Below are 26,071 nucleotides of genomic sequence, written 5' to 3'. Positions count from 1 at the left end.
ATCCGGTGGCGAAGCACCCCCGGGCATCGGGTATTGTTTACGTCGTTGCCACGGAGCGCCGCCGCAAGGCGGAAAAACGGCAACATCCCATGGCGGTGTGCCCGAGTGGCCAAAGGGAGCAGACTGTAAATCTGCCGGCTCAGCCTACCCAGGTTCGAACCCTGGCGCCGCCACGCGAGTGGAACCCCCGTTCTCTGCGGAAACGCAGAGAACGGGGGTTCTTTCGTTGCCCCGGCCCCGCCCCGCCCCCTGCCCCGCCCCCTGCCCTGCTCCCCGGCCCGGCGACAAGTCCCCCCGGCACGCCGGGACATCGGTGGGCGGGCCGCGCAGGCCTTGGCACCCCATGGCCGCCCTGTCATGTGCCGTGTCCTGCCGCGCCGGTCGGCCCGGGAGCTGCGCGCCGTACTCACCCCGCTCGACGAGCCATTCCTCGCCTGCACGCTCAACGCCCCGTTCGCCTCGCGGCGGCAGAACCGGGTGACCCTATCGGGCGCCCCCGGCGCAACGATCAACGCGTCCCGTCGTTCACGGGGCGTGAATTGGACATCGCATACACGTGGCCAGGTCGGCGGCGGGGTGCTCATCGCCCTGCTGGGCGCCGGCATCCCGGCCCTGGTCGGAGCAGCCCTGCACCCCCATGTCGGGCAGCCGTACCAGGAGACCCGGCTCTACTTCGGCACCGCGCGGCCCGTCGGCCGGGAGCCGGTCGACGAGGCGGAGTTCAACCGCTTCATCGACCGCGAGATCACCCCGGCGTTCCCCGAGGGGCTCACCGTCCAGGACGCGCACGGCCAGTGGCGCGGCAAAGACGGCGCGATCGTCCACGAGACGTCGTACGAAGTGGTGCTGCTCTACCCGAAGAAGGAGGCCGACGACCGCAGCGTGCGCATCGAGCGGATCCGCCAGGCGTACGAGCGGCAGTACGAACAGGACTCCGTCGGCCGCTCCGACGACGAGGTCACGGCCGAGTTCTAACCCCGGCCCCCGCCCCGGGCCCGGCCCCCGCCCCGGGCCCCGCCGCCGCCCCAGGCCCCGCCCCCACTAGGCGCCCGGATTCCGCCCCCGGTCAGTTGCCCGCCACGTCCTTGACGGCAACCGAGACCGGGGTGGACCCCGATACGAGTTCCAGCGTCAGACCGGCCGTCGCCGGGGTCTCCACCAGCTCCGCGAGCACCGCCGCCACGTCCTCGCGCGGGATCGACCCGCGCCCCGTGCGCGCCTCCATACGGACCAACCCCGTACCGTCGTCGTCGGTCAGCGCGCCGGGGCGCAGTACCGTCCACTCCAGGCCGAGGCGCGTGCGGAGGTGGTCGTCGGCCTCGCCCTTGGCGCGCAGGTAGTAGTCGAACACCTCCTCGCCTTCGTGGCGGGCGTCAGCGCCCATCGAGGAGACCATCAGGAAGCGCCGGACGCGCGCGCGTTCGGCCGCGTCCGCGAAGAGCACCGCCGCCGCGCGGTCCACCGTGTCCTTGCGTGCGATACCGCTGCCGGGACCGGCACCGGCCGCGAACACCGCCGCGTCCGCGCCCTGGAGGATTCCCGCCACGTGCTCCACCGTGGCGGTCTCCAGATCGCACAGCACCGGTTCGGCGCCGGCCTCCCGCAGGTCGTCGCCCTGCTCAGAGTCGCGGATGATGCCCGCGACCTCGTACCCGCGCGCGGAGAGCAGCCGCTCCAGCCGCAGCGCGATCCGACCGTGTCCACCAGCGATGACGATGCGCATGCCCCGACCGTACGACGAGCCGGGCCCGCCCGCCCGCGATCGGCCCGCGATCGGCCGGCGAACGGCCGGCGCGGGTCCGGCACCGGTCAGGGTCCGGGCTCCGTACGCCCCTGCCGGGGCAGGTCCAGGGCGACCGCGACCGCCGAGTCGCAGTACTCCCGTACGGCACTCGTACGGGCTACCACCCGCCCCCGGTGGATCACGATGCGGCTGTACGCCAGGGACAGCACGCCCGCGATGCGGTCACCGCGTACGGCGAGCAGCTCCGCCGGGAACCCCGCCTCCACCCGCACCTCCGGCAGGCCCATCACCTCGCGGGCGGTGGCGCTGACCGCCTCGTAGGCCTCCGCCGGCCGCAGACCGCCCTGGGAGGCCAGCAGGTAAGCGGCTTCGAGCGGGTCGCCGCGGCCGACCGGGTTGGCCGCGTCCCGCAGCGCCCCGCTGCCCGCCGCGACGCGGACCCCGGCGCTGCGCAGCAGGCGTACGGGCGCGGTGCGCAGGCCCCGGCGTTCCAGCGCGGCGCAGTCGCCCTGCGGGAGGCAGGTCACCCCCACCCCGGCCGCGGCCAGCTCGTCGGCGGCGCGGCTCGCCACGTCGAGCGGGAGGCGCGACAGGCCGCCACAGGGGCCGATGGTCACGCCGGGACGCAGGCCGCCGGCCATGGCCGCGAGGCGGGTGAGACGGGCGGGGTCGTCACCATCCGTGTGCAGGTCTACGGGGCAGCCCTGCTCACCGGCCAGCTCCAGGACGGTGTCGAGGTAGCCCGCCGGGTCGGGGTCCAGGTCCGGGCAGCCGCCGATCACCGAGGCGCCCATCTTGACGGCGTCGCGCAGCATGGCACGGCCGTCCGCCCCGGCGGCACCGGTGAGCAGCCGGGGGACGGCGACCGTGGTCAGGTCGGCGAGGCCGCGAAGGGAGCGGCGGGCCTGGAGCACGGCCTCCAAGGGGCCGAGCCCGTGGGCCTCGCCGATGCGTACGTGCGAGCGCAGGGCGGTCGCGCCGTGGCCGAGCTGGAGCAGCGCGGACTCGGTGGCCCGGCGCTGGACCTCGTCGGCGGTGTACGACACGGGGCCCTCCCCGTCCGCCGTCATGGCGGTGTCGCCGTGGGCGTGCGGTTCGGCGGGGGCGGGAAGCAGCAGGTAGCCGCTCAGGTCGACGCGGGAGGGGGCGGGGACGGGCAGGCTGCCGGGGGCGCCCACCGCCTGGATACGGCCGCCGCGCAGCCGGATGTCGACGGTCCGGCCGTCGGTGAGGCGCGCGCCGACGAGGAGCAGCGTGGCGACCTCGGCCCCGGCGGCGGACCCTCCGGCGGCGCCCCGCGCGGGTCCGTACCCGCCGCCGTCACCCCGGCCGCCGCGCGGAGGAGGGGAGGGCTGCTGCGGCTGGCTGTCGGACATCGCGCTCCTGCGGTGGCTCGGGCGGTTCCTGGGCCACGGCCCGCGGCCCGCGGCCCAAGATCACGCAGCGTGGTCAGAGCCTAGGGCGCGGGGGTGCCCGGTTGGCGGAGGAGCGCAATAGTCGTACCGGTGTGGTGCCACGGGGCGCGCTGCGGTGCGGTGTCCCGTGGCGTCGCATGCGCTGCGTGACGGCGGCGCGGGCCGTCGTGTGACGTCGGACACAAATCTCCGCGAATACGGGGGAAAAACGGGCCGGGCGTGACCTGTGAGCCGGACGGGAATCGAGGCCGGAGCGCCCGCGAGCCCTGTCGCCCCAAAGGATTTGGGCGATCGGCGGGCAACCGTGTAATGTCTTCATCGCTCGCCCCAATAGCTCAGTCGGTAGAGCGTCTCCATGGTAAGGAGAAGGTCTGCGGTTCGATTCCGCATTGGGGCTCTGGTGAGAGAGGTTCCCCACCCTCGGGTGGGGAGTCGATCACATCAAAGCGGCGTAGCTCAGTCGGTAGAGCAAGCGGCTCATAATCGCTGTGTCACCGGTTCAAGTCCGGTCGCCGCTACACACAGTAGCCGATTGCGGGGTCGGTCTCCCGGTCGGCTACTCTTGTATGCGTTCATCCGTCCCAATTGTCCGTCAAGGAGCACTCACGTGGCTGCCACCGACGTCCGCCCGAAGATCACGCTGGCCTGCGTGGAGTGCAAGGAGCGGAACTACATCACCAAGAAGAACCGGCGTAACAACCCGGACCGTCTTGAGATGAAGAAGCACTGCCCGCGTTGCAACTCGCACACCGCGCACCGCGAGACCCGCTAAGCCTTAGCGAGTCTCGAATACAGGCACCGTCATGAGGTCGTCCCCGTCATTGGGGGCGGCCTCGTGTCGTTTCCGCTCCGGCCCGGCCCGGCCCGGCCCGGCCGGAGCTGGGCGGGCGATGCCGGAGACCGACGATCGGCGTCGGACGACTTTCGTGTCCCTCAACAGGAGGTAGTGAGCCATGGCCCTCGACCAGACCTTCGTGGGGCGGAGCTACCCGCCCACCGATCCGTACGAGGTCGGCCGGGAGAAGATCCGCGAATTCGCGGTCGCGGTGGGTGACACCAACCCCGTCTACACCGACCCGGATGCCGCCAAGGCGTTCGGTTACCCAGACGTGATCGCGCCGCCGACGTTCGTGTTCTCCATCACGTTCAAGGCCGCGGGTCAGGTCGTCGAGGATCCGCAGCTGGGGCTGGACTACAGCCGCGTCGTGCACGGCGACCAGAAGTTCGCGTACTCCCGCCCCGTGCGGGCGGGGGACCGGCTGTCGGTGACCTCGACGATCGAGGCCGTGAAGTCGATGGCGGGCAACGACATCATCGACATCCGGGGTGAAGTGCACGACGAATCCGGCGAGCACGTGGTGACGGCGTGGACGAAGCTCGTGTCCCGCGCTCCTGAGGAGGCATGAGATGACCGCGCAGATCCAGTACGCCGACGTCGAGGTCGGCACCGAGTTGCCGGCGGCGTCTTTTCCCGTGACGCGGGCCACGCTCGTCCGGTACGCCGGGGCTTCGGGTGACTTCAACCCGATCCACTGGAACGAGAAGTTCGCCAAGGAGGTCGGGCTGCCCGACGTGATCGCGCACGGCATGTTCACCATGGCCGAGGCGATCCGTGTGGTCACCGACTGGGTGGGCGACCCGGGCGCGGTCGTGGAGTACGGGGTCAGGTTCACGAAGCCGGTGATCGTCCCGAACGACGACGCCGGCGCGGCGATCGAGGTCACCGGCAAGGTCGCGGCGAAGCTGGACGACAACCGCGTCCGGGTCGACCTGACGGCCACGAGCGCGGGCCAGAAGGTCCTGGGCATGTCCCGGGCTGTGGTGCGGCTGGCGTAGGGGCGGCGGGGCGGGGCGACTCCGGGTCGGCTTGCGGAGCCCCTCACGGGGGCGGTGCACCCTTCCTCGGTCTCGGGGAGGTGCTGGGGGCGTCCCGTCAGTCCACCACTGTCCTTTCGTGTCGTGCCGGCCCCTCAAGGGCGCTCCTCCTCGTCCCTCGTCGTCGCGTCGCTACGCGATGGCCTTCGGCCACCCTTGACCGCCCGTCCCGCCCCGAAACGCCAGAGACTGCCGGGAAGCCCCCAGGGGAGGGAACGGTCGGGGGGTCACGCTTCAAGTCCCCGGCCTCGGAGATGCCCGACCGAAGCCCCGGGTCCGGCCTGGGCCGCCTGGGCAGTTCCAGCCTCGCCGGCGTTTCAGGCGCGGGGCGTGGGGCGAAGCCCCGGAAAGCCCCGAGCGTAGCGAGAGGGGTCCACCCATCGGCGCGACAGATCGCTACGCGCTCCCGTTGGCACAGCGTCTGCGGCCCGTCCGGGGCCGGTCACAGGCCGCCACGGATCGTGGAACCGCTGACCTGCCCCGGCGCCGAACCGCTCGTCATCGGCCGGCAACAGGCCGCCGAAACCGGCACCGACCACCGCCCGGAGGGCGTCCGCAGGCCGACCCCGCCCGCCCCGCTCCGGCTCTTTTCCGGCTCCCCTTGCTAAGTTAGTGATTGCACACTAACTTTCTCTCATGGCAAGGATGAGCGCAGAAGAGCGACGCGAGAGCGTCATCCGTGCGGCGATGCACGAGTTCGCCCGCGGCGGCTACTACGGAACGTCCACCGAGGTGATCGCCAAGCGCGTGGGCGTCTCGCAGCCGTACCTCTTCCGGCTCTTCCCCAACAAGCAGGCGATCTTCGTCGCCGCCGTCGCCCGGTGTACCGAGGACATTCGGATCGTCTTCGAAGAGGCTGCCGAAGGGCGTACGAGCGAGGAGGCCCTCCATTCCATGGGGGACGCCTACCTGCGGCTCATCGCCGAGCACCCCGACAAGCTGCAGATGCAACTCCAGGCCGGCCTCACCGTCGCCGCCGCCGAGGCCGCAGGGGAGGCGGAGTTCGGGGAGATGGTGCGGGCCGGCTGGATGAGGTTGTGGGACACCGTCCACCTCGCGCTCGGGGCCGACATCGGACAGACCACCGACTTCATGGCGCACGGGATGCTGATCAACACCCTCACCGCCCTCGGCTTCCCGTCCGGTCACCGTGTCTGGGAGGGCTGCTACCTCACCGGCAAGGAGCCGGGCGGCAACGCCGAGGTGGAGGCGTAGGCGCCGGACCGGCGCCTTGGGTGTCTTCCGCACCTCCGCCGCCTCCCGCACCTCCGGCGTTCCGGCGTTCGGGCGCACCGTACGCGCCGCCCTTTCGTTTGGCCCGTCAAGTTAGTCAGCAATAACTAACATCGTCTCTCAGGGGGACCCGTGAACGAGCAGATAGCCGCACCACCCGCCCTCAGCCGCTCGGCCGTCTGGGCCTTGGTCATCACCGGCGCCGCCAGCTTCATGGCCGCCCTCGACAACCTCGTCGTCACCACCGCCCTCCCCGCCATCCGCGCGGACCTCGGCGGCAAGCTCGAAGACCTGGAGTGGACGGTGAACGCCTACACGCTCACCTTCGCCGTCCTCCTCATGTTCGGCTCCGCCCTCGGCGACCGCTTCGGCCGGCGACGCCTCTTCATCGGCGGGCTCTCGCTCTTCACCGTCGCCTCCGCCGCGGCCGCCCTCTCGCCCGGCATCGACCAGCTCATCGCCGCCCGGGCCGTCCAGGGTGTCGGCGCCGCCGTCATGATGCCGCTCACGCTCACCCTGCTCACCGCCGCCGTCCCGGCCGCGCGCCGGGGCATGGCCCTCGGCGTCTACGGAGCCGTGACCGGCCTCGCCGTCGCCAGTGGGCCCCTCATCGGCGGCAGCCTCACCGAGCACGTCTCCTGGCAGTGGATCTTCTGGATCAACGTCCCGATCGGCGTGGCCTTGGTCCCGCTCGCCCGCCTCCGCCTCGCCGAATCCACCGCCCCCGGCGCCCGCCTCGACGTCCCCGGCACCCTCCTGATCAGCGGTGGTCTCTTCGGGATCGTCTACGCCCTGGTCAACGCCAATGCCAAGGGGTGGACCAGCGCTCCCGTCCTGACCGGCCTGATCCTCGGTGTCGCGCTCGTCGGCGGCTTCATCCGCCACGGCGCCGGCAACCCGCACGCCATGCTCCCGATGCGCCTCTTCCGCGACCGCGGCTTCCTCGGCATCAACTTCGCGGGCCTCCTGATGTTCCTCGGCATGTTCGGGTCGATCTTCCTGCTCAGCCAGTTCCTCCAGGGCGTCGCCGGCTACTCGCCCACCGAGGCGGGGCTGCGCATGCTGCCCTGGACCGGAATGCCGATGATCGTCGCGCCGATCGCCGGAATCCTCTCCGACCGGATCGGCAGCCGTCCCGTCGTCACCGCCGGTCTCGCCTTCCAGGCCATCGGCCTCGGCTGGTTCGCGGTGATCCTGAGCGCGGACGTCTCCTACGCCGCCCAACTGCCCGCCCTGATCCTCAGCGGCATCGGCATGGCGCTGTACTTCGCCCCCGCCTCCAACGCGCTGATGTCCACCGTCAGCCCCGCCGACCAGGGCAAGGCGTCCGGCACCAACAACGCGCTGCGCGAGGTCGGCGGCGCCTTCGGCGTCGCGGTCCTGGCATCCGTGTTCTCCGCCCAGGGCGGCTACGAGACCCCGCAAGCCTTCACCGACGGCACCGTCCCCGCGCTGTGGATCGGCGCCGGGGCCGTGGCCCTCGCCGCCGGGCTCGCCCTGCTGCTGCCCCGCAAGGCGAAGACCCCGCCGGTCGCCGCCGCGCCGGCCGCGCCCGCCGAGGACGCGGCGCCGGCCTCCGGCGTGGGCGCGCGCAAGGTGCCCGCCGCGAGCTGAGCCCCACCGGCCGGCCCGCCGGCCGCCGCACGGCCGCCCACCGGCCCGTCGAAACGGCCGCCGCGCCCGCCATCGAGTCACGGTCCGTGCCCCGCAAGGATGCGAGGGAGACGGACCGTACTCTTGTCCCCGTGCAGGAACTCCACGACGCCCCCCTCGCCCCGCTGACCACCTTCCGGCTCGGCGGCCCCGCCGCCCGGCTGGTCACCGCGACCACCGACGCCGAGGTCATCGACGCCGTCCGCGCCGCGGACGCCACCGGCACCCCGCTGCTCGTCATCGGCGGCGGCAGTAACCTCGTCATCGGCGACCGGGGCTTCGACGGCACCGCCCTGCGCATCGCCACCACCGGCTTCCACCTCGACGGGACCCGCCTGGAGCTCGCCGCGGGCGAGAACTGGAGCGACGCGGTCGCCCGCACCGTCGACGCCGGCCTCGCCGGGATCGAGTGCCTGGCCGGTATCCCCGGCTCCGCCGGTGCCACGCCGATCCAGAACGTCGGGGCGTACGGCCAGGAGGTCTGCGACACCGTCACGGAGGTCGTCGCGTACGACCGCACCAGCGGCGAAACGGTCACCCTCAGCGCCGCCGAGTGCGACTTCCGGTACCGCAACAGCACCTTCAAGGACCAGCCCGACCGCTACGTCGTCCTGCGCGTGCGCTTCGCCCTGGAAGACGCCGGCGGGCTCTCCGCCCCCATCAAGTACCCCGAGACCGCCCGCGCCCTCGGCGTCGAAGCCGGAGACCGCGTCCCGGCTGCCGTCGCCCGCGAGACCGTGCTGCGCCTGCGCGCCGGCAAGGGCATGGTCCTCGACCCGGCCGACCACGACACTTGGTCCGCGGGCTCCTTCTTCCACAACCCGATCCTGACCGACGAGGCGTACGCCGCCTTCCTCGCCCGCGTCCAAGACCGCCTCGGCGCCGACACCACCCCGCCCGCGTACCCCGCCGGCGAGGGCCGTACGAAGACCAGCGCCGCCTGGCTGATCGACAAGGCGGGCTTCACCAAGGGCTACGGCACCGGGCCCGCGCGCATCTCCACCAAGCACACCCTCGCCCTCACCAACCGCGGCGAGGCCACCACCGAGGACCTCCTCGCCCTGGCCCGCGAGGTCGTCGCGGGCGTCCACGAGGCGTTCGGCGTCACCCTGGTCAACGAACCGGTGACGGTCGGCGTCAGCATCTGAGGAGCACCGGCCGCCATGCGATGTCCCCTGCACGGGGCCGGTACGGACCCCACCCGGCTGGTGGGCCGCGCGATCAAGGCCGTCGTCGCGTCCTGGCACGTCTACGAGGGAGAACGCTCCGAGGCGCCGCTCGACGTCTGGCTCCTCGACAGCGAGGGCGAGTCCACCCGCATCACCACCGGCTCCGACCAGTGCCTCATCGTCGAGTCCGAGATCCCGCACCAGCCGTACGACATGGGCGAGTGGGGCCGGATCGAGGTCGGTGAGGACCTCGGCGACCACCCCTTCCTGCGCCACCTCGGCGAAACCGTGGCGACCGTCGCCGAGTACGCCGCCCCCGACACGGGCCGGACCCACCTGGAGATCGGCTTCGCCGACGGCGACCGGGTGCGCGCCGACTGCTACGAAGGGGACCTGCGGCTCACCCGGTGAGCCAGTGGTCGATCCCGTCCAGCAGCTTCGCCTGTACCTCCTTGGGTGCCGCGGAACCGCGCACCGACTGCCGTGCCAGTTCGGCCAGTTCCTCGTCGGTGAAGGCGTGGTGGCGGCGCGCGATCTCGTACTGGGCCGCCAGCCGGGACCCGAACAGCAGCGGGTCGTCCGCGCCCAGCGCCATCGGCACCCCCGCCTCGAAGAGCGTGCGCAGCGGCACGTCCTCGGGCCGTTCGTACACCCCGAGGGCCACGTTCGAGGCGGGGCAGACCTCGCAGGTGACCTGCCGGTCCGCGAGCCGCTTGAGCAGTCGGGGGTCCTCGGCGGCCCGGACGCCGTGCCCGACGCGGGTTGCGTGCAGGTCGTCGAGGCAGTCCCGCACGGAGGCCGGGCCCGTCAGCTCACCGCCGTGCGGGGCCGCGAGCAGGCCGCCCTCGCGGGCGATGGCGAAGGCCCGGTCGAAGTCACGGGCCATGCCGCGACGCTCGTCGTTGGACAGCCCGAAACCGACGACGCCGCGATCGGCGTAGCGGACGGCGAGGCGGGCCAGGGTGCGGGCGTCGAGGGGGTGTTTCATGCGGTTGGCGGCGATGATGACGCGCATCCCCAGGCCGGTGTCGCGGGAGGCGGCGTCGACAGCGTCGAGGATGATCTCGACGGCGGGGATCATGCCGCCCAGCAGGGGGGCGTAGGAGGTGGGGTCCACCTGGATCTCCAGCCAGCCGGAGCCGTCCCGTACGTCCTCCTCGGCGGCCTCGCGGACCAGGCGGCGGATGTCGTCGGGCTCGCGGAGGCAAGAGCGGGCGGCGTCGTAGAGCCGCTGGAAGCGGAACCAGCCGCGCTCGTCGGTGGCGCGCAGCTTGGGCGGCTCGCCGGCGGTCAGGGCGTCGGGCAGGCGCACGCCGTACTTGTCGGCGAGCTCCAGCAGGGTGGACGGCCGCATCGACCCCGTGAAGTGCAGGTGCAGGTGGGCTTTCGGCAGAAGCGTGAGATCGCGTACGTGCTCCATCCGGTGATCCTGCCGTACCGCTGCGCTCGGCGGGAGGGGGTTTTGCCGATCGGGGGCTTGTTCGAACGCGCGGGCGGGCCCGTTTCCGCTGCGCGGGGGCCTACCCGGGCCCCGCCCCGGGCCCGCGCCTCAATCGCCGGCGGGGCTGGGTTCGGCTGCGCCGGGAGCTGCGCCTGCGGGGTCTGGACCCCTGGCCCGGCCTCGGGCCCGGCCCGGCGCCTCAAACGCCGGCCGGGCTTGATGCACCCCGCTGTGACCGGGCTTCGCCCCGCCCCGCGCACCGAGCGTAGGCGGGGCTGGGCGTGGCCCGGCCGGACTTCTGCCGGGGCCCCAGCCCGGGTCCGGCCCGCCGGGACCCACCCGGGGGGCCGGCCCCCCGGGGCCGATGGCTCTGCCCGGGCCCGCGCCTCAATCGCCGGCGGGGCTGGGTTCGGCCCCGCCCGGGCCCGCGGCCCGGGCGCCGGTGGGGCTTGGTTCGGCTGGGCCGGAGGGGGTCTGCGGGGTGCCCGGGCGGGGGGCCGGTTCTGCCGGACATGCCTGAGCGGTGGCGCCCGGGAGGGGCGTCACCGCTCAGGGTGGATCAGGGGGCCGCCGGAGGCTTACGCCTTGGCCTCCGCCAGGAGGTTCTGGATGCGGGTCACGCCCTCCACCAGGTCCTCGTCGCCCAGGGCGTACGAGAGGCGCAGGTAGCCCGGGGTGCCGAACGCCTCGCCCGGGACGACCGCCACCTCGGCCTCGTCCAGGATCAGGGCCGCCAGCTCGACCGAGGACTGCGGGCGCTTGCCGCGGATCTCCTTGCCGAGGAGCTCCTTCACCGACGGGTACGCGTAGAACGCGCCCTCGGGGGTCGGGCAGAAGACGCCGTCGATCTCGTTCAGCATCTTGACCATGGTCTGGCGGCGGCGGTCGAACGCCTTCCGCATCTCCGCGACCGCGTCGAGGTTGCCCGAGACGGCGGCCAGCGCGGCGACCTGCGCCACGTTGGACACGTTGGAGGTGGCGTGCGACTGCAGGTTGGTCGCGGCCTTGATGACGTCCTTCGGGGCGATGACCCAGCCCACCCGCCAGCCGGTCATCGCATACGTCTTGGCGACGCCGTTCACGATGATGCACTTGTCGCGCAGGGCCGGGACCAGCACCGGGAGGGAGGTGAACTTCGCGTCGCCGTAGACGAGGTGCTCGTAGATCTCGTCGGTGAGCACCCACAGCCCGTGCTCCGCCGCCCACTCGCCGATGGCGCGGGCGTCGTCCTCGCCGTAGACGGCACCGGTCGGGTTCGAGGGGGAGACGAACAGGACGACCTTGGTGCGGTCGGTGCGCGCGGCCTCCAGCTGCTCGACGGAGACCCGGTAGCCGGTGGTCTCGTCGGCGACGACCTCCACCGGGACACCGCCCGCGAGCCGGATCGACTCCGGGTACGTGGTCCAGTACGGGGCCGGGACGATGACCTCGTCGCCCGGGTCGAGGATCGCGGCGAACGCCTCGTAGATGGCCTGCTTGCCACCGTTGGTCACCAGGACCTCGGAGGCGTCGACCTCGTAGCCCGAGTCGCGCAGCGTCTTCGCGGCGATCGCGGTCTTGAGCTCCGGCAGCCCGCCGGCCGGCGTGTAACGGTGGTACTTGGGGTTGCGGCAGGCCTCGACCGCCGCCTCGACGATGTAGTCCGGGGTCGGGAAGTCGGGCTCGCCCGCGCCGAAGCCGATCACCGGGCGCCCGGCGGCCTTGAGGGCCTTGGCCTTGGCGTCGACGGCGAGGGTCGCGGACTCGGAGATTGCGCCGATACGGGCGGACACCCGGCGCTCGGAGGAAGGCGTTGCAGAGGTCATGTGGCAATCGTCCCAGACCGCAAACGACGGCCGCACACCGTTTCACTCAGCGGACGCAGAAGATCCGGATGTGCCCCCGGCGGCTTCTGTTCGACGTCAGGGCCCGGACCACGTACACTCACCTGTCGTTGGTCCTCGCCGACCGCCCCAGAGCGTGAGCACTCCGTGCACTCGTCCGGATGCGGTAGGTTGGGAACGCAAAGGGTCGTAGCTCAATTGGTAGAGCACTGGTCTCCAAAACCAGCGGTTGGGGGTTCGAGTCCCTCCGGCCCTGCTCCACACTCCTTCTCGGACGTGTGCGCAGGTACGTACTTCGATGCAACGCCGTGCGGCGCAACCGGGCGCGGCTACGGCCACGACCCGGATTCAGGTGAGAGACGTGACGGACGCCCTGGGCTCCATCGACATGCCTGACGCCGAGGACGACACCCGCGAGAAGAAGGCCCGCAAGGGCGGCAAGCGCGGCAAGAAGGGTCCTCTGGGCCGGCTTGCGCTGTTCTACCGCCAGATCGTCGCGGAACTCCGCAAGGTTGTCTGGCCGACTCGCAACCAGCTCACGACGTACACCACCGTGGTGATTGTCTTCGTCGTCATCATGATCGGTCTGGTGACCGTGATTGACTATGGGTTCCAGCAGGCCATCAAGTTCGTCTTCGGCTGATCCCCGCGGAGGGCGGCGCCTTGATGGGTGCCGCCCGTTTTCGCATGTTCGACCACCTTTTGTATCCAGGAAGAAGCAGCCACCGTGTCTGACCCGAACCTGAACGCGAGCCACGACTCCGTCGAGTCCGTCGAGGACGAGCTCGACATCGTCGAGGCGGCGGACGCGGACCTCGATGAGGCCGAGGCCGCCGACGCCGAAGCGGGTGCCGCTGCCGAGGAAGCCGCGCTGCACGTCGAGTCCGACGACGCGGCCGCCGACGAAGCGGAAGCCGACGCCGACGCTGCCGACGTCGATGCTGCCGACGCCGCCGATGAGGAGTCCGAGGACGTCGAGTCCGACGCCGCCGCCGCGGACGATGACGACGCCGTGGAAGCCGCGGAGGACGCCGCCGAGGCCGAGGCCGAAGAGCCCGCCGAGCCGGTCGACCCCGTCGAGGCGCTGCGCGAGGAGCTCCGCCGGCTGCCCGGCGAGTGGTACGTGATCCACACCTACGCGGGCTACGAGAAGCGCGTGAAGGCCAACCTGGAGCAGCGCGCCGTCTCGCTGAACGTCGAGGAGTTCATCTACCAGGCCGAGGTGCCCGAGGAAGAGATCGTCCAGATCAAGAACGGCGAGCGCAAGAACGTCCGGCAGAACAAGCTGCCCGGTTACGTTCTCGTCCGCATGGATCTGACGAACGAGTCCTGGGGCGTCGTCCGCAACACCCCGGGTGTCACCGGCTTCGTCGGCAACGCCTACGACCCGTACCCGCTGACCCTGGACGAGATCGTCAAGATGCTCGCCCCGGAGGCGCAGGAGAAGGCCGCCAAGGCCGCCGCGGAAGAGGCCGGTCTGCCCGCGCCCGCCGTCAAGCGTCAGATCGAGGTCCTCGACTTCGAGGTCGGCGACTCGGTCACCGTCACCGACGGTCCGTTCGCGACGCTCCAGGCGACGATCAACGAGATCAACCCGGACTCGAAGAAGGTCAAGGGCCTCGTCGAGATCTTCGGTCGCGAGACCCCGGTCGAGCTGAGCTTCGATCAGATCCAGAAGAACTGATCTTCTGGTCCCACGCTTCCGAACAGGTCAGAACGCCCCGTAAAGGGCGGTCTGACCTGCTCGGTTTTCAGCCCCGCACCGATACCCGTTATCGTGGTGCGGTATGCCTCCATCCGGATGACCGGATTGGCGGCGAAAAACTCTCACTAGGACCCGGAGAGAGCAATGCCTCCCAAGAAGAAGAAGGTCACGGGGCTTATCAAGCTCCAGATCAAGGCCGGTGCGGCCAACCCGGCTCCGCCGGTCGGCCCCGCGCTCGGTCAGCACGGCGTCAACATCATGGAGTTCTGCAAGGCCTACAACGCCGCGACCGAGTCGCAGCGTGGCATGGTCGTGCCGGTGGAGATCACGGTCTACGAGGACCGCTCCTTCACCTTCATCACCAAGACGCCGCCGGCCGCGCGCCTGATCCTGAAGAGCGCGGGCGTCGAGAAGGGCTCGGGCGAGCCGCACAAGACCAAGGTCGCGAAGCTCACGCGTGACCAGGTCCGCGAGATCGCCACGATCAAGCTTCCCGACCTCAACGCCAACGACCTCGACGCCGCCGAGAAGATCATCGCCGGCACCGCCCGTTCCATGGGCATCACGGTCGAAGGCTGATTCAGCCACCCCGTACCACCAGTGGTAGGGCCAAGCGCTGGCCCGCACCACGACTCCATGCCTGAAGCCGAAATACAGGAGCAGAAGTGAAGCGCAGCAAGACTCTCCGCGCTGCGGACGCCAAGGTCGACCGGGAGAAGCTGTACGCCCCGCTCGAGGCCGTCCGTCTCGCCAAGGAGACCTCCACGACCAAGTTCGACGCCACCGTCGAGGTCGCCTTCCGCCTGGGTGTCGACCCGCGCAAGGCCGACCAGATGGTCCGCGGCACCGTGAACCTCCCGCACGGCACCGGTAAGACCGCCCGGGTCCTGGTCTTCGCGACCGGTGACCGTGCTGCGGCCGCGGAAGCCGCCGGCGCCGACATCGTCGGCGACGACGAGCTGATCAACGAGATCGCCAAGGGCAACCGCCTGAACGAGTTCGACGCCGTTGTCGCCACGCCGGACCTCATGGGCAAGGTCGGCCGCCTCGGCCGCGTGCTCGGTCCCCGTGGCCTGATGCCGAACCCGAAGACCGGCACCGTCACCATGGACGTCGCCAAGGCTGTCACCGAGATCAAGGGTGGCAAGATCGAGTTCCGCGTCGACAAGCACTCGAACCTGCACTTCATCATCGGCAAGGTCTCCTTCACCGATGAGCAGCTGGTCGAGAACTACGGCGCCGCGCTGGACGAGATCCTTCGTCTGAAGCCGTCCGCCGCCAAGGGCCGCTACGTCAAGAAGGCCGCCCTCAGCACCACGATGGGCCCCGGCATCCAGCTGGACTCCAACCGCACCCGGAACCTCCTCGTCGAGGAAGACCCGGCCGCGGTCTGACCGGTCCGGTCCGAGCCTGACCGCGGTCACGGCTCACCGAGTGGCTGAACGGGCCCCTCGCTCCCTTCCCGGGAGCGGGGGGCCCGTTTCTCGTAGGGCCCGCTTTTCGTAGGGCCCGGTCGTCCTGGGGCCCGCACGGCGTTCGGCCCGTTCGCCATGGCGCCCGTCCCTCGGATATCCGTGCGAGCCATGTTGTGACCACCCAGTAAGGTCGCTGCTGATCGACAGCGAACAGGGGTGGGATTTCCATGAACACGTACCGCAAGAAGACCGTCGTCGCCGTCGCCGCGGCCGTACTGCTCGCCGGCGGGGCCACGGCGTGCGAGGGCGGCAAGAAGGACGGTGCCGCTCCGCCGAAGGGCGCGTCGAGCGCGTCCGCGACACCGAGCGCCCAGAAGCCGGCGCAGGGGGAGCCGGCCGCCTTCCTGGAGCAGGTGAAGAAGGGCTCCGAGCAGATCACCTCGCTCCGCTACACCATGTCCGGCAACGTGGCGGGCCAGTCGGTCTCCGGCGACGTGGCCATGCGCCTCAAGCCCGAGGTGGCCATGTCCATGAAGATGGCCTCCCCGGAGGAGGACGGCGGCACCGTCGACCTGCGTCTCATCGGCAACGTGATGTACATGGGCAGCGAGGGCAAGTTCCTCAAGATCGACCTCAAGAGCGCGAGCCCGGACGCGACGGCGCAGCTGGACGCGCTCGGCAAGGCCGGCCAGACCGGCGAGAACCCGGGTGACCAGGCGAGCCGGCTGAGCGGGGCCAAGGACCTGAAGTCGCTCGGCGAGGAGACCATCGACGGGCAGAAGACCACGCACCTGACCGGCACGGTCGGCCTGGAGCAGATGAAGGCCGCCGCGGCCGCGGGTTCCCCGGAGGCCAAGGACCGCCAGGAGAAGACCGTCAAGCAGCTCCAGGACCAGGGCGTGCGGAGCATGGTGATGGACATGTGGATCGACGCCACGAACCACACCAAGCAGGTGCGTACCCAGGCCCAGACCGCCAAGGGTCCGATGGACGTCACGATCAAGTTCACCGACTACAACCAGCCGGTCGAGATCACCGCGCCTCCGGCCGACCAGGTCGTCGACATGGCCGAGATGATGAAGGACGGCGGCGCCCAGGGTTGAGCCCCGGGACCGGCGGGCGGTCCGGGGGCGATTTGCCTCGGGTCGTGCGCTTCACGTACAGTTCCCCAGAAGCCAAAGACCGCTGGTCGTTGCCGTGCCCGCAAGGGTGCGGTGGCCGAAGGATCCGCTGGATGCGGACGACCCGCGTAGGTGACTGAGGAAAGTTCCCGAGTCTCACGATTCGGTTGAGCTACGCCCTGGCGCCTGCGCCGGGGCGTTTTGTATGTAGCCCCTTCTGAGCGGTCCTCATCACCCGGAAGGAGGCCGACGCTCTATGGCAAGGCCCGACAAGGCTGCCGCGGTAGCCGAGCTCACGGACCAGTTCCAGAGCTCGAACGCCGCCGTGCTGACCGAGTACCGGGGTCTCACCGTCGCGCAGCTCAAGACGCTGCGTCGTTCGCTCGGTGAGAACGCCCAGTACGCCGTGGTGAAGAACACGCTGACCAAGATTGCGGCCAACCAGGCCGGGATCACCGCGCTGGACGAGCACTTCGCTGGTCCGACCGCGGTCGCCTTCATCACCGGTGACCCGGTGGAGTCGGCGAAGAGCCTGCGTGACTTCGCCAAGGAGAACCCGAACCTCATCATCAAGGCGGGTGTCCTTGATGGTAAGGCGCTCACCGCCGATGAGATCAAGAAGCTTGCGGACCTCGAGTCCCGCGAGGTTCTGCTCAGCAAGCTGGCCGGCGCGTTCAAGGGCAAGCAGTCTCAGGCTGCCTCGCTCTTCCAGGCGCTGCCGTCGAAGTTCGTCCGCACCGCGGAAGCGCTTCGCGTCAAGCTCGCCGAGCAGGGCGGTGCCGAGTAATTCGGCTCGCGCACTGATCCACGCCGCCTAGCGCGTGGGTCGTAGCGGGCCGTTACGCCCGCCTCTCTATACATCCGGCACCTGCCGAATTAGTGGAAGGATCGCCCATCATGGCGAAGCTCTCTCAGGACGACCTCCTCGCCCAGTTCGAGGAGATGACCCTCATCGAGCTCTCCGAGTTCGTGAAGGCTTTCGAGGAGAAGTTCGACGTCACCGCCGCCGCGGCCGTCGCCGTTGCCGGTCCGGCCGGCCCGGGTGCCCCCGCCGAGGCCGAGGAGGAGAAGGACGAGTTCGACGTCATCCTCACCGGTGCGGGCGACAAGAAGATCCAGGTCATCAAGGTCGTGCGTGAGCTGACCTCCCTGGGTCTGAAGGAGGCCAAGGACCTCGTCGACGGCACCCCGAAGCCGGTCCTCGAGAAGGTCAACAAGGAGGCCGCTGACAAGGCCGCCGAGTCCCTCAAGGCTGCCGGCGCGGCTGTCGAGGTCAAGTAACACCTCTGAGGCCCTCTGGGGCCTCTTCAAAGGGCGGTCACCCGTAAGGGTGGTCGCCCTTTGGTATACCCGGAGTGCCTGATTTGCCCTGCTCTCGTTGAGGAGTAGGGTGATCTTCGTCGTCCCGGACCGGGGTCCGGAGCTGATCCGCTCGGAGCAGGGGGCCTTGACGAACGGGCGGCGGCGCGCAATTCTCAGTCCCGTCGTGGGAGATCCGCCCGCACCGCTCCGGCCCGAGGCCACGGATCGGCGCTTGCGGATCTGCGGTTCGAGGCATGGATCGACTACGAAGAGGGCAGTACTGATACGCGCTCTGTTTACGAGCGCGGCAGGGTTGGGCACGGTGTTGGTTGAACACGGTGTTGGTTGATCGAGTGGGGAAGGGCCTGTTGCCGGTTTCCGGAAACCTGGTCTGGACATCAGTGAGCCAAGTGGCTACACTGACCCTTTGCGCTGCCTGTTAGCTGCCCCCTGCCCGTCGCCAGGGGCATGCCCACGCTCGAGCACACCTGACTGATCCGCCCTGACCTGGTCTTTCGGACCGGATTTAAAGCGTCTGTCTTCTGTGTCGGCTGGGACCGGTACGCGCGTAGTGAGTCCGAGCCCTCGGAAGGACCCCCTCTTGGCCGCCTCGCGCAACGCCTCGACCAATACGAACAACGGTGCCAGCACCGCCCCGCTGCGCATCTCCTTTGCAAAGATCAAGGAGCCCCTCGAGGTTCCGAACCTCCTGGCGCTGCAGACCGAGAGCTTTGACTGGCTGCTCGGCAACGCCGCTTGGAAGGCTCGCGTCGAGTCGGCTCTCGAGAGTGGACAGGACGTCCCCACCAAGTCCGGTCTTGAAGAGATCTTCGAGGAGATCTCGCCGATCGAGGACTTCTCCGGGTCGATGTCGCTGACTTTCCGCGACCACCGTTTCGAGCCGGCGAAGAACTCGGTCGACGAGTGCAAGGAGCGCGACTTCACGTACGCGGCGCCGCTCTTCGTTACCGCCGAGTTCACGAACAACGAGACCGGAGAGATCAAGTCTCAGACGGTCTTCATGGGCGACTTCCCGCTCATGACCAACAAGGGCACCTTCGTCATCAACGGCACCGAGCGTGTCGTGGTGTCGCAGCTCGTCCGTTCCCCCGGTGTCTACTTCGACTCCTCCATCGACAAGACGTCCGACAAGGACATCTTCTCCGCCAAGATCATCCCGTCCCGGGGTGCCTGGCTGGAGATGGAGGTCGACAAGCGCGACATGGTCGGTGTCCGCATCGACCGCAAGCGCAAGCAGTCCGTCACCGTCCTCCTCAAGGCACTCGGCTGGACCACCGAGCAGATCCTGGAGGAGTTCGGCGAGTACGAGTCCATGCGCGCCACCCTGGAGAAGGACCACACCCAGGGCCAGGACGACGCGCTGCTCGACATCTACCGCAAGCTGCGTCCCGGCGAGCCGCCGACGCGCGAGGCCGCTCAGACGCTGCTCGAGAACCTCTACTTCAACCCGAAGCGCTACGACCTCGCGAAGGTCGGCCGCTACAAGGTGAACAAGAAGCTCGGCGCCGACGAGCCGCTGGACGCCGGTGTGCTCACCACCGACGACATCATCGCGACGATCAAGTACCTCGTGAAGCTCCACGCGGGCGAGACCGAGACCACCGGTGAGTCGGGCCGTTCGATCGTCGTCGAGACCGACGACATCGACCACTTCGGCAACCGTCGTCTGCGCAACGTCGGCGAGCTCATCCAGAACCAGGTCCGTACGGGTCTGGCCCGTATGGAGCGCGTCGTCCGCGAGCGGATGACGACCCAGGACGTCGAGGCGATCACGCCGCAGACCCTGATCAACATCCGGCCGGTCGTCGCCTCCATCAAGGAGTTCTTCGGCACCAGCCAGCTGTCGCAGTTCATGGACCAGAACAACCCGCTGTCGGGCCTGACCCACAAGCGCCGCCTGTCGGCGCTGGGCCCCGGTGGTCTGTCCCGTGAGCGGGCCGGCTTCGAGGTCCGTGACGTCCACCCGTCGCACTACGGCCGCATGTGCCCGATCGAGACCCCCGAAGGCCCGAACATCGGTCTGATCGGCTCGCTCGCGTCCTACGGTCGCGTCAACGCGTTCGGTTTCGTCGAGACCCCGTACCGCAAGGTCGTCGACGGTGTCGTCACCGACGAGGTCGACTACCTGACCGCCGACGAGGAAGACCGCTTCGTCATCGCCCAGGCGAACGCCGGCCTGAACGACGAGATGCGCTTCACCGAGAACCGCGTCCTGGTTCGCCGTCGTGGTGGCGAGATCGACTACATCGCCGGCGACGACGTCGACTACATGGACGTCTCCCCGCGCCAGATGGTGTCCGTCGCGACCGCGATGATCCCCTTCCTGGAGCACGACGACGCAAACCGCGCCCTCATGGGCGCGAACATGATGCGCCAGGCCGTTCCGCTCATCAAGGCGGAGGCGCCGCTCGTCGGCACCGGCATGGAGTACCGCTGCGCCGTCGACGCCGGTGACTCGATCAAGGCGGAGAAGGACGGTGTCGTCCAGGAGGTCTCGGCCGACTACATCACCGTCGCCAACGACGACGGCACGTACACCACGTACCGCGTCGCGAAGTTCTCCCGCTCGAACCAGGGCACCTCGGTCAACCAGAAGGTCATCGTCAACGAGGGCGACCGGATCGTCGAGGCCCAGGTCCTCGCCGACGGCCCGGCCACCGAAGAGGGCGAAATGGCCCTCGGCAAGAACCTGCTCGTCGCGTTCATGCCGTGGGAAGGCCACAACTACGAGGACGCGATCATCCTGTCGCAGCGCCTCGTGCAGGACGACGTCCTCTCCTCGATCCACATCGAGGAGCACGAGGTCGACGCCCGTGACACCAAGCTGGGCCCCGAGGAGATCACCCGGGACATCCCGAACGTCTCCGAGGAGGTCCTCGCCGACCTCGACGAGCGCGGCATCATCCGCATCGGTGCGGACGTCGTCGCCGGCGACATCCTGGTCGGCAAGGTCACGCCCAAGGGCGAGACCGAGCTGACGCCGGAGGAGCGCCTGCTCCGTGCGATCTTCGGTGAGAAGGCCCGCGAGGTGCGCGACACCTCGCTCAAGGTCCCCCACGGTGAGATCGGCAAGGTCATCGGTGTCCGCGTCTTCGACCGCGAGGAGGGCGACGAGCTTCCCCCGGGCGTGAACCAGCTGGTCCGCGTCTACGTCGCCCAGAAGCGCAAGATCACCGACGGCGACAAGCTCGCCGGCCGTCACGGCAACAAGGGTGTCATCTCCAAGATCCTTCCGATCGAGGACATGCCCTTCCTGGAAGACGGCACGCCGGTCGACATCATCCTGAACCCGCTGGGTGTCCCGTCCCGAATGAACCCGGGACAGGTCCTGGAGATCCACCTCGGCTGGCTCGCCAGCCGCGGCTGGGACGTCTCCGGGCTCGGCGAGGAATGGGCCGAGCGGCTCAAGGTCATCGGCGCCGACAAGGTCGCGCCCGGTACCAACGTCGCCACCCCGGTGTTCGACGGTGCCCGCGAGGACGAGCTGGCCGGCCTGTTCGAGCACACCATCCCGAACCGCGACGGTGACCGCCTGGTCCTGCCGTCCGGCAAGGCGCGTCTGTTCGACGGCCGCTCCGGCGAGCCGTTCCCGGACCCGATCTCGATCGGGTACATGTACATCCTCAAGCTCCACCACCTGGTCGACGACAAGCTCCACGCGCGGTCGACCGGTCCGTACTCGATGATCACGCAGCAGCCGCTGGGTGGTAAGGCGCAGTTCGGTGGCCAGCGCTTCGGTGAGATGGAGGTGTGGGCGCTTGAGGCTTATGGCGCCGCTTACGCCCTCCAGGAGCTGCTGACCATCAAGTCCGACGACGTCACCGGTCGCGTGAAGGTCTACGAGGCCATCGTCAAGGGCGAGAACATCCCCGAGCCGGGCATTCCCGAGTCCTTCAAGGTGCTCATCAAGGAAATGCAGTCGCTCTGCCTCAACGTGGAGGTGCTGTCCTCGGACGGCATGTCCATCGAGATGCGCGACACCGACGAGGACGTCTTCCGCGCGGCGGAGGAGCTCGGTATCGACCTGTCCCGGCGTGAGCCGAGCAGCGTCGAAGAGGTCTGACGGGCCTGACGGGGGGCTCGCTCAAGAGCCCCCCGTCATCCCCGGGACCGTTCAGACCATGATTGAGACTCGACCCCGAAAGAGGGATTGACGCACAGTGCTCGACGTCAACTTCTTCGACGAGCTGCGGATCGGCCTTGCCACCGCGGACGACATCCGAACCTGGTCGCACGGCGAGGTCAAGAAGCCGGAGACCATCAACTACCGCACCCTCAAGCCCGAGAAGGACGGACTCTTCTGCGAGAAGATCTTCGGTCCGACCCGGGACTGGGAGTGCTACTGCGGCAAGTACAAGCGTGTCCGCTTCAAGGGCATCATCTGTGAGCGCTGTGGCGTCGAGGTCACGCGCGCCAAGGTGCGTCGTGAGCGGATGGGCCACATCGAGCTTGCCGCTCCCGTCACCCACATCTGGTACTTCAAGGGCGTCCCGTCGCGCCTCGGATACCTGCTGGACCTCGCGCCGAAGGACCTCGAAAAGGTCATCTACTTCGCCGCGTACATGATCACGTTCGTGGACGACGAGCGCCGCACCCGCGACCTCCCGTCGCTGGAGGCCCACGTCTCCGTCGAGCGCCAGCAGATCGAGAACCGCCGTGACGCGGACCTCGAAGGCCGGGCCAAGAAGCTCGAGACCGACCTGGCCGAGCTTGAGGCCGAGGGCGCCAAGGCCGACGTGCGCCGCAAGGTGCGCGAAGGTGCCGAGCGCGAGATGAAGCAGCTGCGCGACCGTGCGCAGCGCGAGATCGACCGTCTGGACGAGGTCTGGTCCCGCTTCAAGAACCTCAAGGTCCAGGACCTCGAAGGCGACGAGCTGCTCTACCGCGAGCTGCGCGACCGCTTCGGTACCTACTTCGACGGTTCGATGGGTGCCGCGGCGCTGCAGAAGCGCCTGGAGTCCTTCGACCTCGAGGAAGAGGCCGAGCGCCTTCGCGAGATCATCCGTACCGGCAAGGGCCAGAAGAAGACCCGTGCGCTCAAGCGCCTCAAGGTCGTCTCCGCGTTCCTGCAGACCAGCAACAGCCCCAAGGGCATGGTGCTCGACTGCGTGCCGGTGATCCCGCCGGACCTGCGTCCGATGGTGCAGCTGGACGGTGGCCGCTTCGCGACCTCCGACCTGAACGACCTGTACCGCCGCGTGATCAACCGCAACAACCGTCTGAAGCGTCTGCTCGACCTCGGTGCCCCCGAGATCATCGTGAACAACGAGAAGCGGATGCTCCAGGAGGCGGTCGACGCCCTCTTCGACAACGGCCGTCGTGGTCGCCCCGTCACGGGCCCCGGCAACCGTCCGCTGAAGTCCCTGAGCGACATGCTCAAGGGCAAGCAGGGTCGATTCCGTCAGAACCTCCTCGGCAAGCGCGTGGACTACTCCGCGCGTTCCGTGATCGTCGTCGGTCCGCAGCTGAAGCTGCACCAGTGTGGTCTGCCCAAGGCCATGGCGCTGGAGCTCTTCAAGCCGTTCGTGATGAAGCGCCTGGTCGACCTGAACCACGCGCAGAACATCAAGTCGGCGAAGCGCATGGTCGAGCGCGGCCGTACGGTCGTCTACGACGTGCTCGAAGAGGTCATCGCCGAGCACCCGGTGCTGCTGAACCGTGCGCCCACGCTGCACCGTCTCGGCATCCAGGCCTTCGAGCCCCAGCTGGTCGAAGGCAAGGCCATCCAGATCCACCCGCTCGTCTGCACCGCGTTCAACGCGGACTTCGACGGTGACCAGATGGCCGTGCACCTGCCGCTCTCCGCGGAGGCGCAGGCCGAGGCCCGCATCCTGATGCTGTCCTCGAACAACATCCTCAAGCCGGCCGACGGCCGTCCGGTCACGATGCCGACCCAGGACATGGTCCTCGGTCTGTTCTTCCTGACCACCGACGGTGAGCTGCGTGACACCAAGGGCGAGGGCCGTGCGTTCGGCTCCACGGCCGAGGCGACCATGGCGTTCGACAACGGCGAGCTCGCGCTGCAGTCGCAGGTCGACATCCGCTTCCCGGTGGGCACCATCCCGCCGCGCGGCTGGGTGCCGCCGGTGGCCGAGGAAGGCGAGCAGGAGTTCCAGCCGGGCGACAGCTTCCGTCTGCGCACCACCCTGGGCCGCGCGCTCTTCAACGAGCTGCTGCCCGAGGACTACCCGTTCGTCGACTACTCGGTGGGCAAGAAGCAGCTCTCCGAGATCGTCAACGACCTGGCGGAGCGCTACCCCAAGGTCATCGTGGCGGCGACGCTCGACAACCTGAAGGCGGCCGGCTTCCACTGGGCGACCCGTTCGGGCGTCACCGTGGCCATCTCCGACGTCGTCGTGCCCGAGGCCAAGAAGGCCATCGTCAAGGGCTACGAGGAGCTGGACGAGAAGGTCCAGAAGCAGTACGAGCGCGGTCTGATCACCAAGGACGAGCGCACGCAGGAGCTCATCGCGATCTGGACCAAGGCGACCAACGAGGTTGCCGAGGCGATGAACGCGAACTTCCCCAAGACGAACCCCATCTTCATGATGGTTGACTCGGGTGCCCGAGGAAACATGATGCAGATGCGACAGATCGCCGGTATGCGTGGTCTGGTGTCGAACGCGAAGAACGAGACCATCCCGCGTCCGATCAAGGCGTCCTTCCGTGAGGGCCTCACCGTTCTGGAGTACTTCATCTCCACGCACGGTGCCCGTAAGGGTCTGGCGGACACCGCCCTGCGTACCGCCGACTCGGGTTACCTCACCCGTCGTCTGGTGGACGTCTCGCAGGACGTCATCATCCGCGAGGAGGACTGCGGCACCGAGCGCGGCCTCAAGCTCAAGATCGGTGTCAAGGACGAGGCGGGTGTCCTCCGCAAGGCGGACGACGTCGAGACCTCCGTGTACGCCCGCATGCTGGCCGAGGACGTCGTCATCGACGGCAAGGTCATCGCGCCGGCGAACGTGGACCTCGGTGACGTGCTCATCGACGCCCTCATCGCGAACGGTGTCGAGGAGGTCAAGACCCGCTCGGTCCTGACCTGCGAGTCCGCGGTCGGCACCTGTGCCTTCTGCTACGGCCGCTCCCTGGCCACCGGCAAGCTGGTCGACATCGGTGAGGCGGTCGGCATCATCGCCGCCCAGTCCATCGGTGAGCCCGGTACCCAGCTGACGATGCGTACCTTCCACACCGGTGGTGTGGCGGGTGACGACATCACGCAGGGTCTGCCGCGTGTCGTCGAGCTCTTCGAGGCCCGTACCCCGAAGGGTGTCGCCCCGATCTCCGAGGCCGCCGGTCGCGTGCGGATCGAGGAGACCGAGAAGACGAAGAAGATCGTCATCACGCCCGACGACGGCAGCGAGGAGACGGCGTTCCCGATCTCCAAGCGCGCCAAGGTCATCGTGCACGAGGGCGACCACGTCGAGGTGGGCCAGAAGCTCACCATGGGTGCCACCAACCCGCACGACGTGCTGCGCATCCTCGGTCAGCGTGCCGTCCAGGTCCACCTGGTCGGCGAAGTCCAGAAGGTCTACAACTCGCAGGGCGTGTCGATCCACGACAAGCACATCGAGATCATCATCCGGCAGATGCTGCGCCGCGTGACGATCATCGAGTCCGGCGACGCGGAGCTCCTGCCGGGCGAGCTGGTCGAGCGGTCGAAGTTCGAGACCGAGAACCGTCGTGTGGTCACCGAGGGCGGTCACCCCGCCTCCGGCCGTCCGCAGCTGATGGGTATCACCAAGGCCTCGCTCGCCACCGAGTCGTGGCTGTCGGCGGCGTCCTTCCAGGAGACGACCAGGGTTCTGACGGACGCGGCGATCAACGCCAAGTCCGACTCCCTGATCGGCCTCAAGGAGAACGTCATCATCGGTAAGCTCATCCCGGCCGGTACGGGCCTCGCCCGTTACCGCAACATCCGGGTCGAGCCGACCGAGGAAGCCAAGGCCGCGATGTACTCGGCCGTCGGCTACGACGACATCGACTACTCGCCCTTCGGCACCGGCTCCGGCCAGGCTGTCCCGCTGGAGGACTACGACTACGGCCCGTACAACGGCTAAAGGTCATACGAAGAAGCCCCCCGCCGCTCCGAGAGGAGCGGCGGGGGGCTTCTTCGTGTTCCTGCTTCTTCGTGTTCCGGGGCCGGCCCGGGCC

Annotated in this window: 21 protein-coding genes and 4 tRNA genes; 21 read left to right on the top strand and 4 right to left on the bottom strand. The window is 69.2% G+C overall.

Features of this window, described 5'->3' with window-relative positions:
- Positions 1-91: 91 nt before the first annotated feature.
- Positions 92-173: transfer RNA gene (locus ABZ934_RS14300), tRNA-Tyr, on the top strand.
- A gap of 403 nt (positions 174-576) precedes the next feature.
- Positions 577-975, top strand: a complete 399-nt coding sequence (locus tag ABZ934_RS14295; RefSeq protein WP_361312473.1) for a DUF3574 domain-containing protein — start codon at positions 577-579, stop codon at positions 973-975.
- A 91-nt stretch (positions 976-1,066) separates the two neighbouring features.
- On the opposite strand, the gene ABZ934_RS14290 is transcribed toward ABZ934_RS14295, so the two are convergent.
- Together ABZ934_RS14290 and ABZ934_RS14285 are read right to left on the bottom strand one after the other, a co-directional pair.
- Positions 1,067-1,723 carry an SDR family oxidoreductase gene (locus tag ABZ934_RS14290; RefSeq protein ID WP_361312471.1) on the bottom strand — a complete coding sequence of 219 codons (657 nt, stop codon included), beginning with the start codon at positions 1,721-1,723 and terminating at the stop codon, positions 1,067-1,069.
- A gap of 86 nt (positions 1,724-1,809) precedes the next feature.
- Positions 1,810-3,120, bottom strand: a complete 1,311-nt coding sequence (locus ABZ934_RS14285) for an amidohydrolase family protein (RefSeq protein ID WP_361312469.1) — start codon at positions 3,118-3,120, stop codon at positions 1,810-1,812.
- 363 nt (positions 3,121-3,483) lie between these two features.
- Here ABZ934_RS14285 and ABZ934_RS14280 point away from each other — a divergent pair.
- The 9 genes from ABZ934_RS14280 (at position 3,484) to ABZ934_RS14240 (ending at position 9,500) form a co-directional block, all read left to right on the top strand.
- Positions 3,484-3,556: transfer RNA gene (locus ABZ934_RS14280), tRNA-Thr, on the top strand.
- Between the two features lie 48 nt (positions 3,557-3,604).
- Positions 3,605-3,677: transfer RNA gene (locus tag ABZ934_RS14275), tRNA-Met, on the top strand.
- 89 nt (positions 3,678-3,766) lie between these two features.
- A complete protein-coding gene (gene rpmG, locus ABZ934_RS14270; protein ID WP_003956487.1) occupies positions 3,767-3,931 on the top strand; it encodes a 50S ribosomal protein L33 in 165 nt (54 codons plus the stop codon).
- A 181-nt stretch (positions 3,932-4,112) separates the two neighbouring features.
- Positions 4,113-4,565 carry a MaoC family dehydratase N-terminal domain-containing protein gene (locus ABZ934_RS14265; protein ID WP_361312467.1) on the top strand — a complete coding sequence of 151 codons (453 nt, stop codon included), beginning with the start codon at positions 4,113-4,115 and terminating at the stop codon, positions 4,563-4,565.
- A gap of 1 nt (position 4,566) precedes the next feature.
- Positions 4,567-4,995 carry a MaoC family dehydratase gene (locus ABZ934_RS14260; protein WP_361312465.1) on the top strand — a complete coding sequence of 143 codons (429 nt, stop codon included), beginning with the start codon at positions 4,567-4,569 and terminating at the stop codon, positions 4,993-4,995.
- A gap of 675 nt (positions 4,996-5,670) precedes the next feature.
- Positions 5,671-6,249: a TetR/AcrR family transcriptional regulator gene (locus ABZ934_RS14255; protein ID WP_361312463.1), complete on the top strand. Its 579-nt coding sequence runs from the start codon at positions 5,671-5,673 to the stop codon at positions 6,247-6,249.
- A 150-nt stretch (positions 6,250-6,399) separates the two neighbouring features.
- On the top strand, positions 6,400-7,881 hold the full coding sequence (locus ABZ934_RS14250) for an MFS transporter (protein ID WP_361312462.1): 1,482 nt from the start codon (positions 6,400-6,402) through the stop codon (positions 7,879-7,881).
- A 131-nt stretch (positions 7,882-8,012) separates the two neighbouring features.
- Positions 8,013-9,068 carry a UDP-N-acetylmuramate dehydrogenase gene (locus ABZ934_RS14245; RefSeq protein ID WP_361312460.1) on the top strand — a complete coding sequence of 352 codons (1,056 nt, stop codon included), beginning with the start codon at positions 8,013-8,015 and terminating at the stop codon, positions 9,066-9,068.
- 15 nt (positions 9,069-9,083) lie between these two features.
- Positions 9,084-9,500, top strand: a complete 417-nt coding sequence (locus ABZ934_RS14240) for a hypothetical protein (RefSeq protein WP_361312458.1) — start codon at positions 9,084-9,086, stop codon at positions 9,498-9,500.
- Here the strand turns inward: ABZ934_RS14240 and ABZ934_RS14235 are convergent.
- On the bottom strand, positions 9,490-10,509 hold the full coding sequence (locus tag ABZ934_RS14235; protein ID WP_361312456.1) for an adenosine deaminase: 1,020 nt from the start codon (positions 10,507-10,509) through the stop codon (positions 9,490-9,492). The genes ABZ934_RS14240 and ABZ934_RS14235 overlap by 11 nt on opposite strands.
- Before the next feature lie 599 nt (positions 10,510-11,108).
- Positions 11,109-12,335: a pyridoxal phosphate-dependent aminotransferase gene (locus ABZ934_RS14230; protein ID WP_361312454.1), complete on the bottom strand. Its 1,227-nt coding sequence runs from the start codon at positions 12,333-12,335 to the stop codon at positions 11,109-11,111.
- Positions 12,336-12,536: 201 nt separating this feature from the next.
- Here ABZ934_RS14230 and ABZ934_RS14225 point away from each other — a divergent pair.
- The 10 genes from ABZ934_RS14225 (at position 12,537) to ABZ934_RS14180 (ending at position 25,977) form a co-directional block, all read left to right on the top strand.
- Positions 12,537-12,609: transfer RNA gene (locus ABZ934_RS14225), tRNA-Trp, on the top strand.
- A gap of 105 nt (positions 12,610-12,714) precedes the next feature.
- Positions 12,715-12,996, top strand: a complete 282-nt coding sequence (secE, locus tag ABZ934_RS14220) for a preprotein translocase subunit SecE (protein WP_037792022.1) — start codon at positions 12,715-12,717, stop codon at positions 12,994-12,996.
- 84 nt (positions 12,997-13,080) lie between these two features.
- Complete coding sequence (gene nusG, locus ABZ934_RS14215) at positions 13,081-14,037, top strand: transcription termination/antitermination protein NusG (RefSeq protein WP_361312452.1); 957 nt, start codon at positions 13,081-13,083, stop codon at positions 14,035-14,037.
- A 165-nt stretch (positions 14,038-14,202) separates the two neighbouring features.
- The gene (gene rplK / locus ABZ934_RS14210; RefSeq protein WP_190182990.1) at positions 14,203-14,637 is read left to right on the top strand and encodes a 50S ribosomal protein L11; all 435 of its coding nucleotides are present in this window, start codon (positions 14,203-14,205) and stop codon (positions 14,635-14,637) included.
- An 86-nt stretch (positions 14,638-14,723) separates the two neighbouring features.
- Positions 14,724-15,452, top strand: a complete 729-nt coding sequence (gene rplA / locus ABZ934_RS14205; protein WP_030154662.1) for a 50S ribosomal protein L1 — start codon at positions 14,724-14,726, stop codon at positions 15,450-15,452.
- 248 nt (positions 15,453-15,700) lie between these two features.
- Positions 15,701-16,576: an LppX_LprAFG lipoprotein gene (locus ABZ934_RS14200; RefSeq protein WP_361312450.1), complete on the top strand. Its 876-nt coding sequence runs from the start codon at positions 15,701-15,703 to the stop codon at positions 16,574-16,576.
- Between the two features lie 274 nt (positions 16,577-16,850).
- Positions 16,851-17,381, top strand: coding sequence for a 50S ribosomal protein L10 (rplJ, locus tag ABZ934_RS14195; protein ID WP_215144029.1), 531 nt, complete (start codon positions 16,851-16,853; stop codon positions 17,379-17,381).
- A gap of 110 nt (positions 17,382-17,491) precedes the next feature.
- Complete coding sequence (rplL, locus tag ABZ934_RS14190; protein WP_361312448.1) at positions 17,492-17,875, top strand: 50S ribosomal protein L7/L12; 384 nt, start codon at positions 17,492-17,494, stop codon at positions 17,873-17,875.
- Positions 17,876-18,497: 622 nt separating this feature from the next.
- Positions 18,498-21,980 carry a DNA-directed RNA polymerase subunit beta gene (rpoB, locus tag ABZ934_RS14185; RefSeq protein WP_361312446.1) on the top strand — a complete coding sequence of 1,161 codons (3,483 nt, stop codon included), beginning with the start codon at positions 18,498-18,500 and terminating at the stop codon, positions 21,978-21,980.
- Positions 21,981-22,077: 97 nt separating this feature from the next.
- Complete coding sequence (locus tag ABZ934_RS14180; protein ID WP_361312444.1) at positions 22,078-25,977, top strand: DNA-directed RNA polymerase subunit beta'; 3,900 nt, start codon at positions 22,078-22,080, stop codon at positions 25,975-25,977.
- Positions 25,978-26,071 lie beyond the last annotated feature (94 nt).

Origin of the sequence: Streptomyces sp. NPDC046557, from assembly GCF_040645975.1 — a bacterium.
Classification (GTDB): Bacteria; Actinomycetota; Actinomycetes; order Streptomycetales; family Streptomycetaceae; genus Streptomyces.
This window is presented reverse-complemented; position numbering and strand designations above follow the sequence as displayed.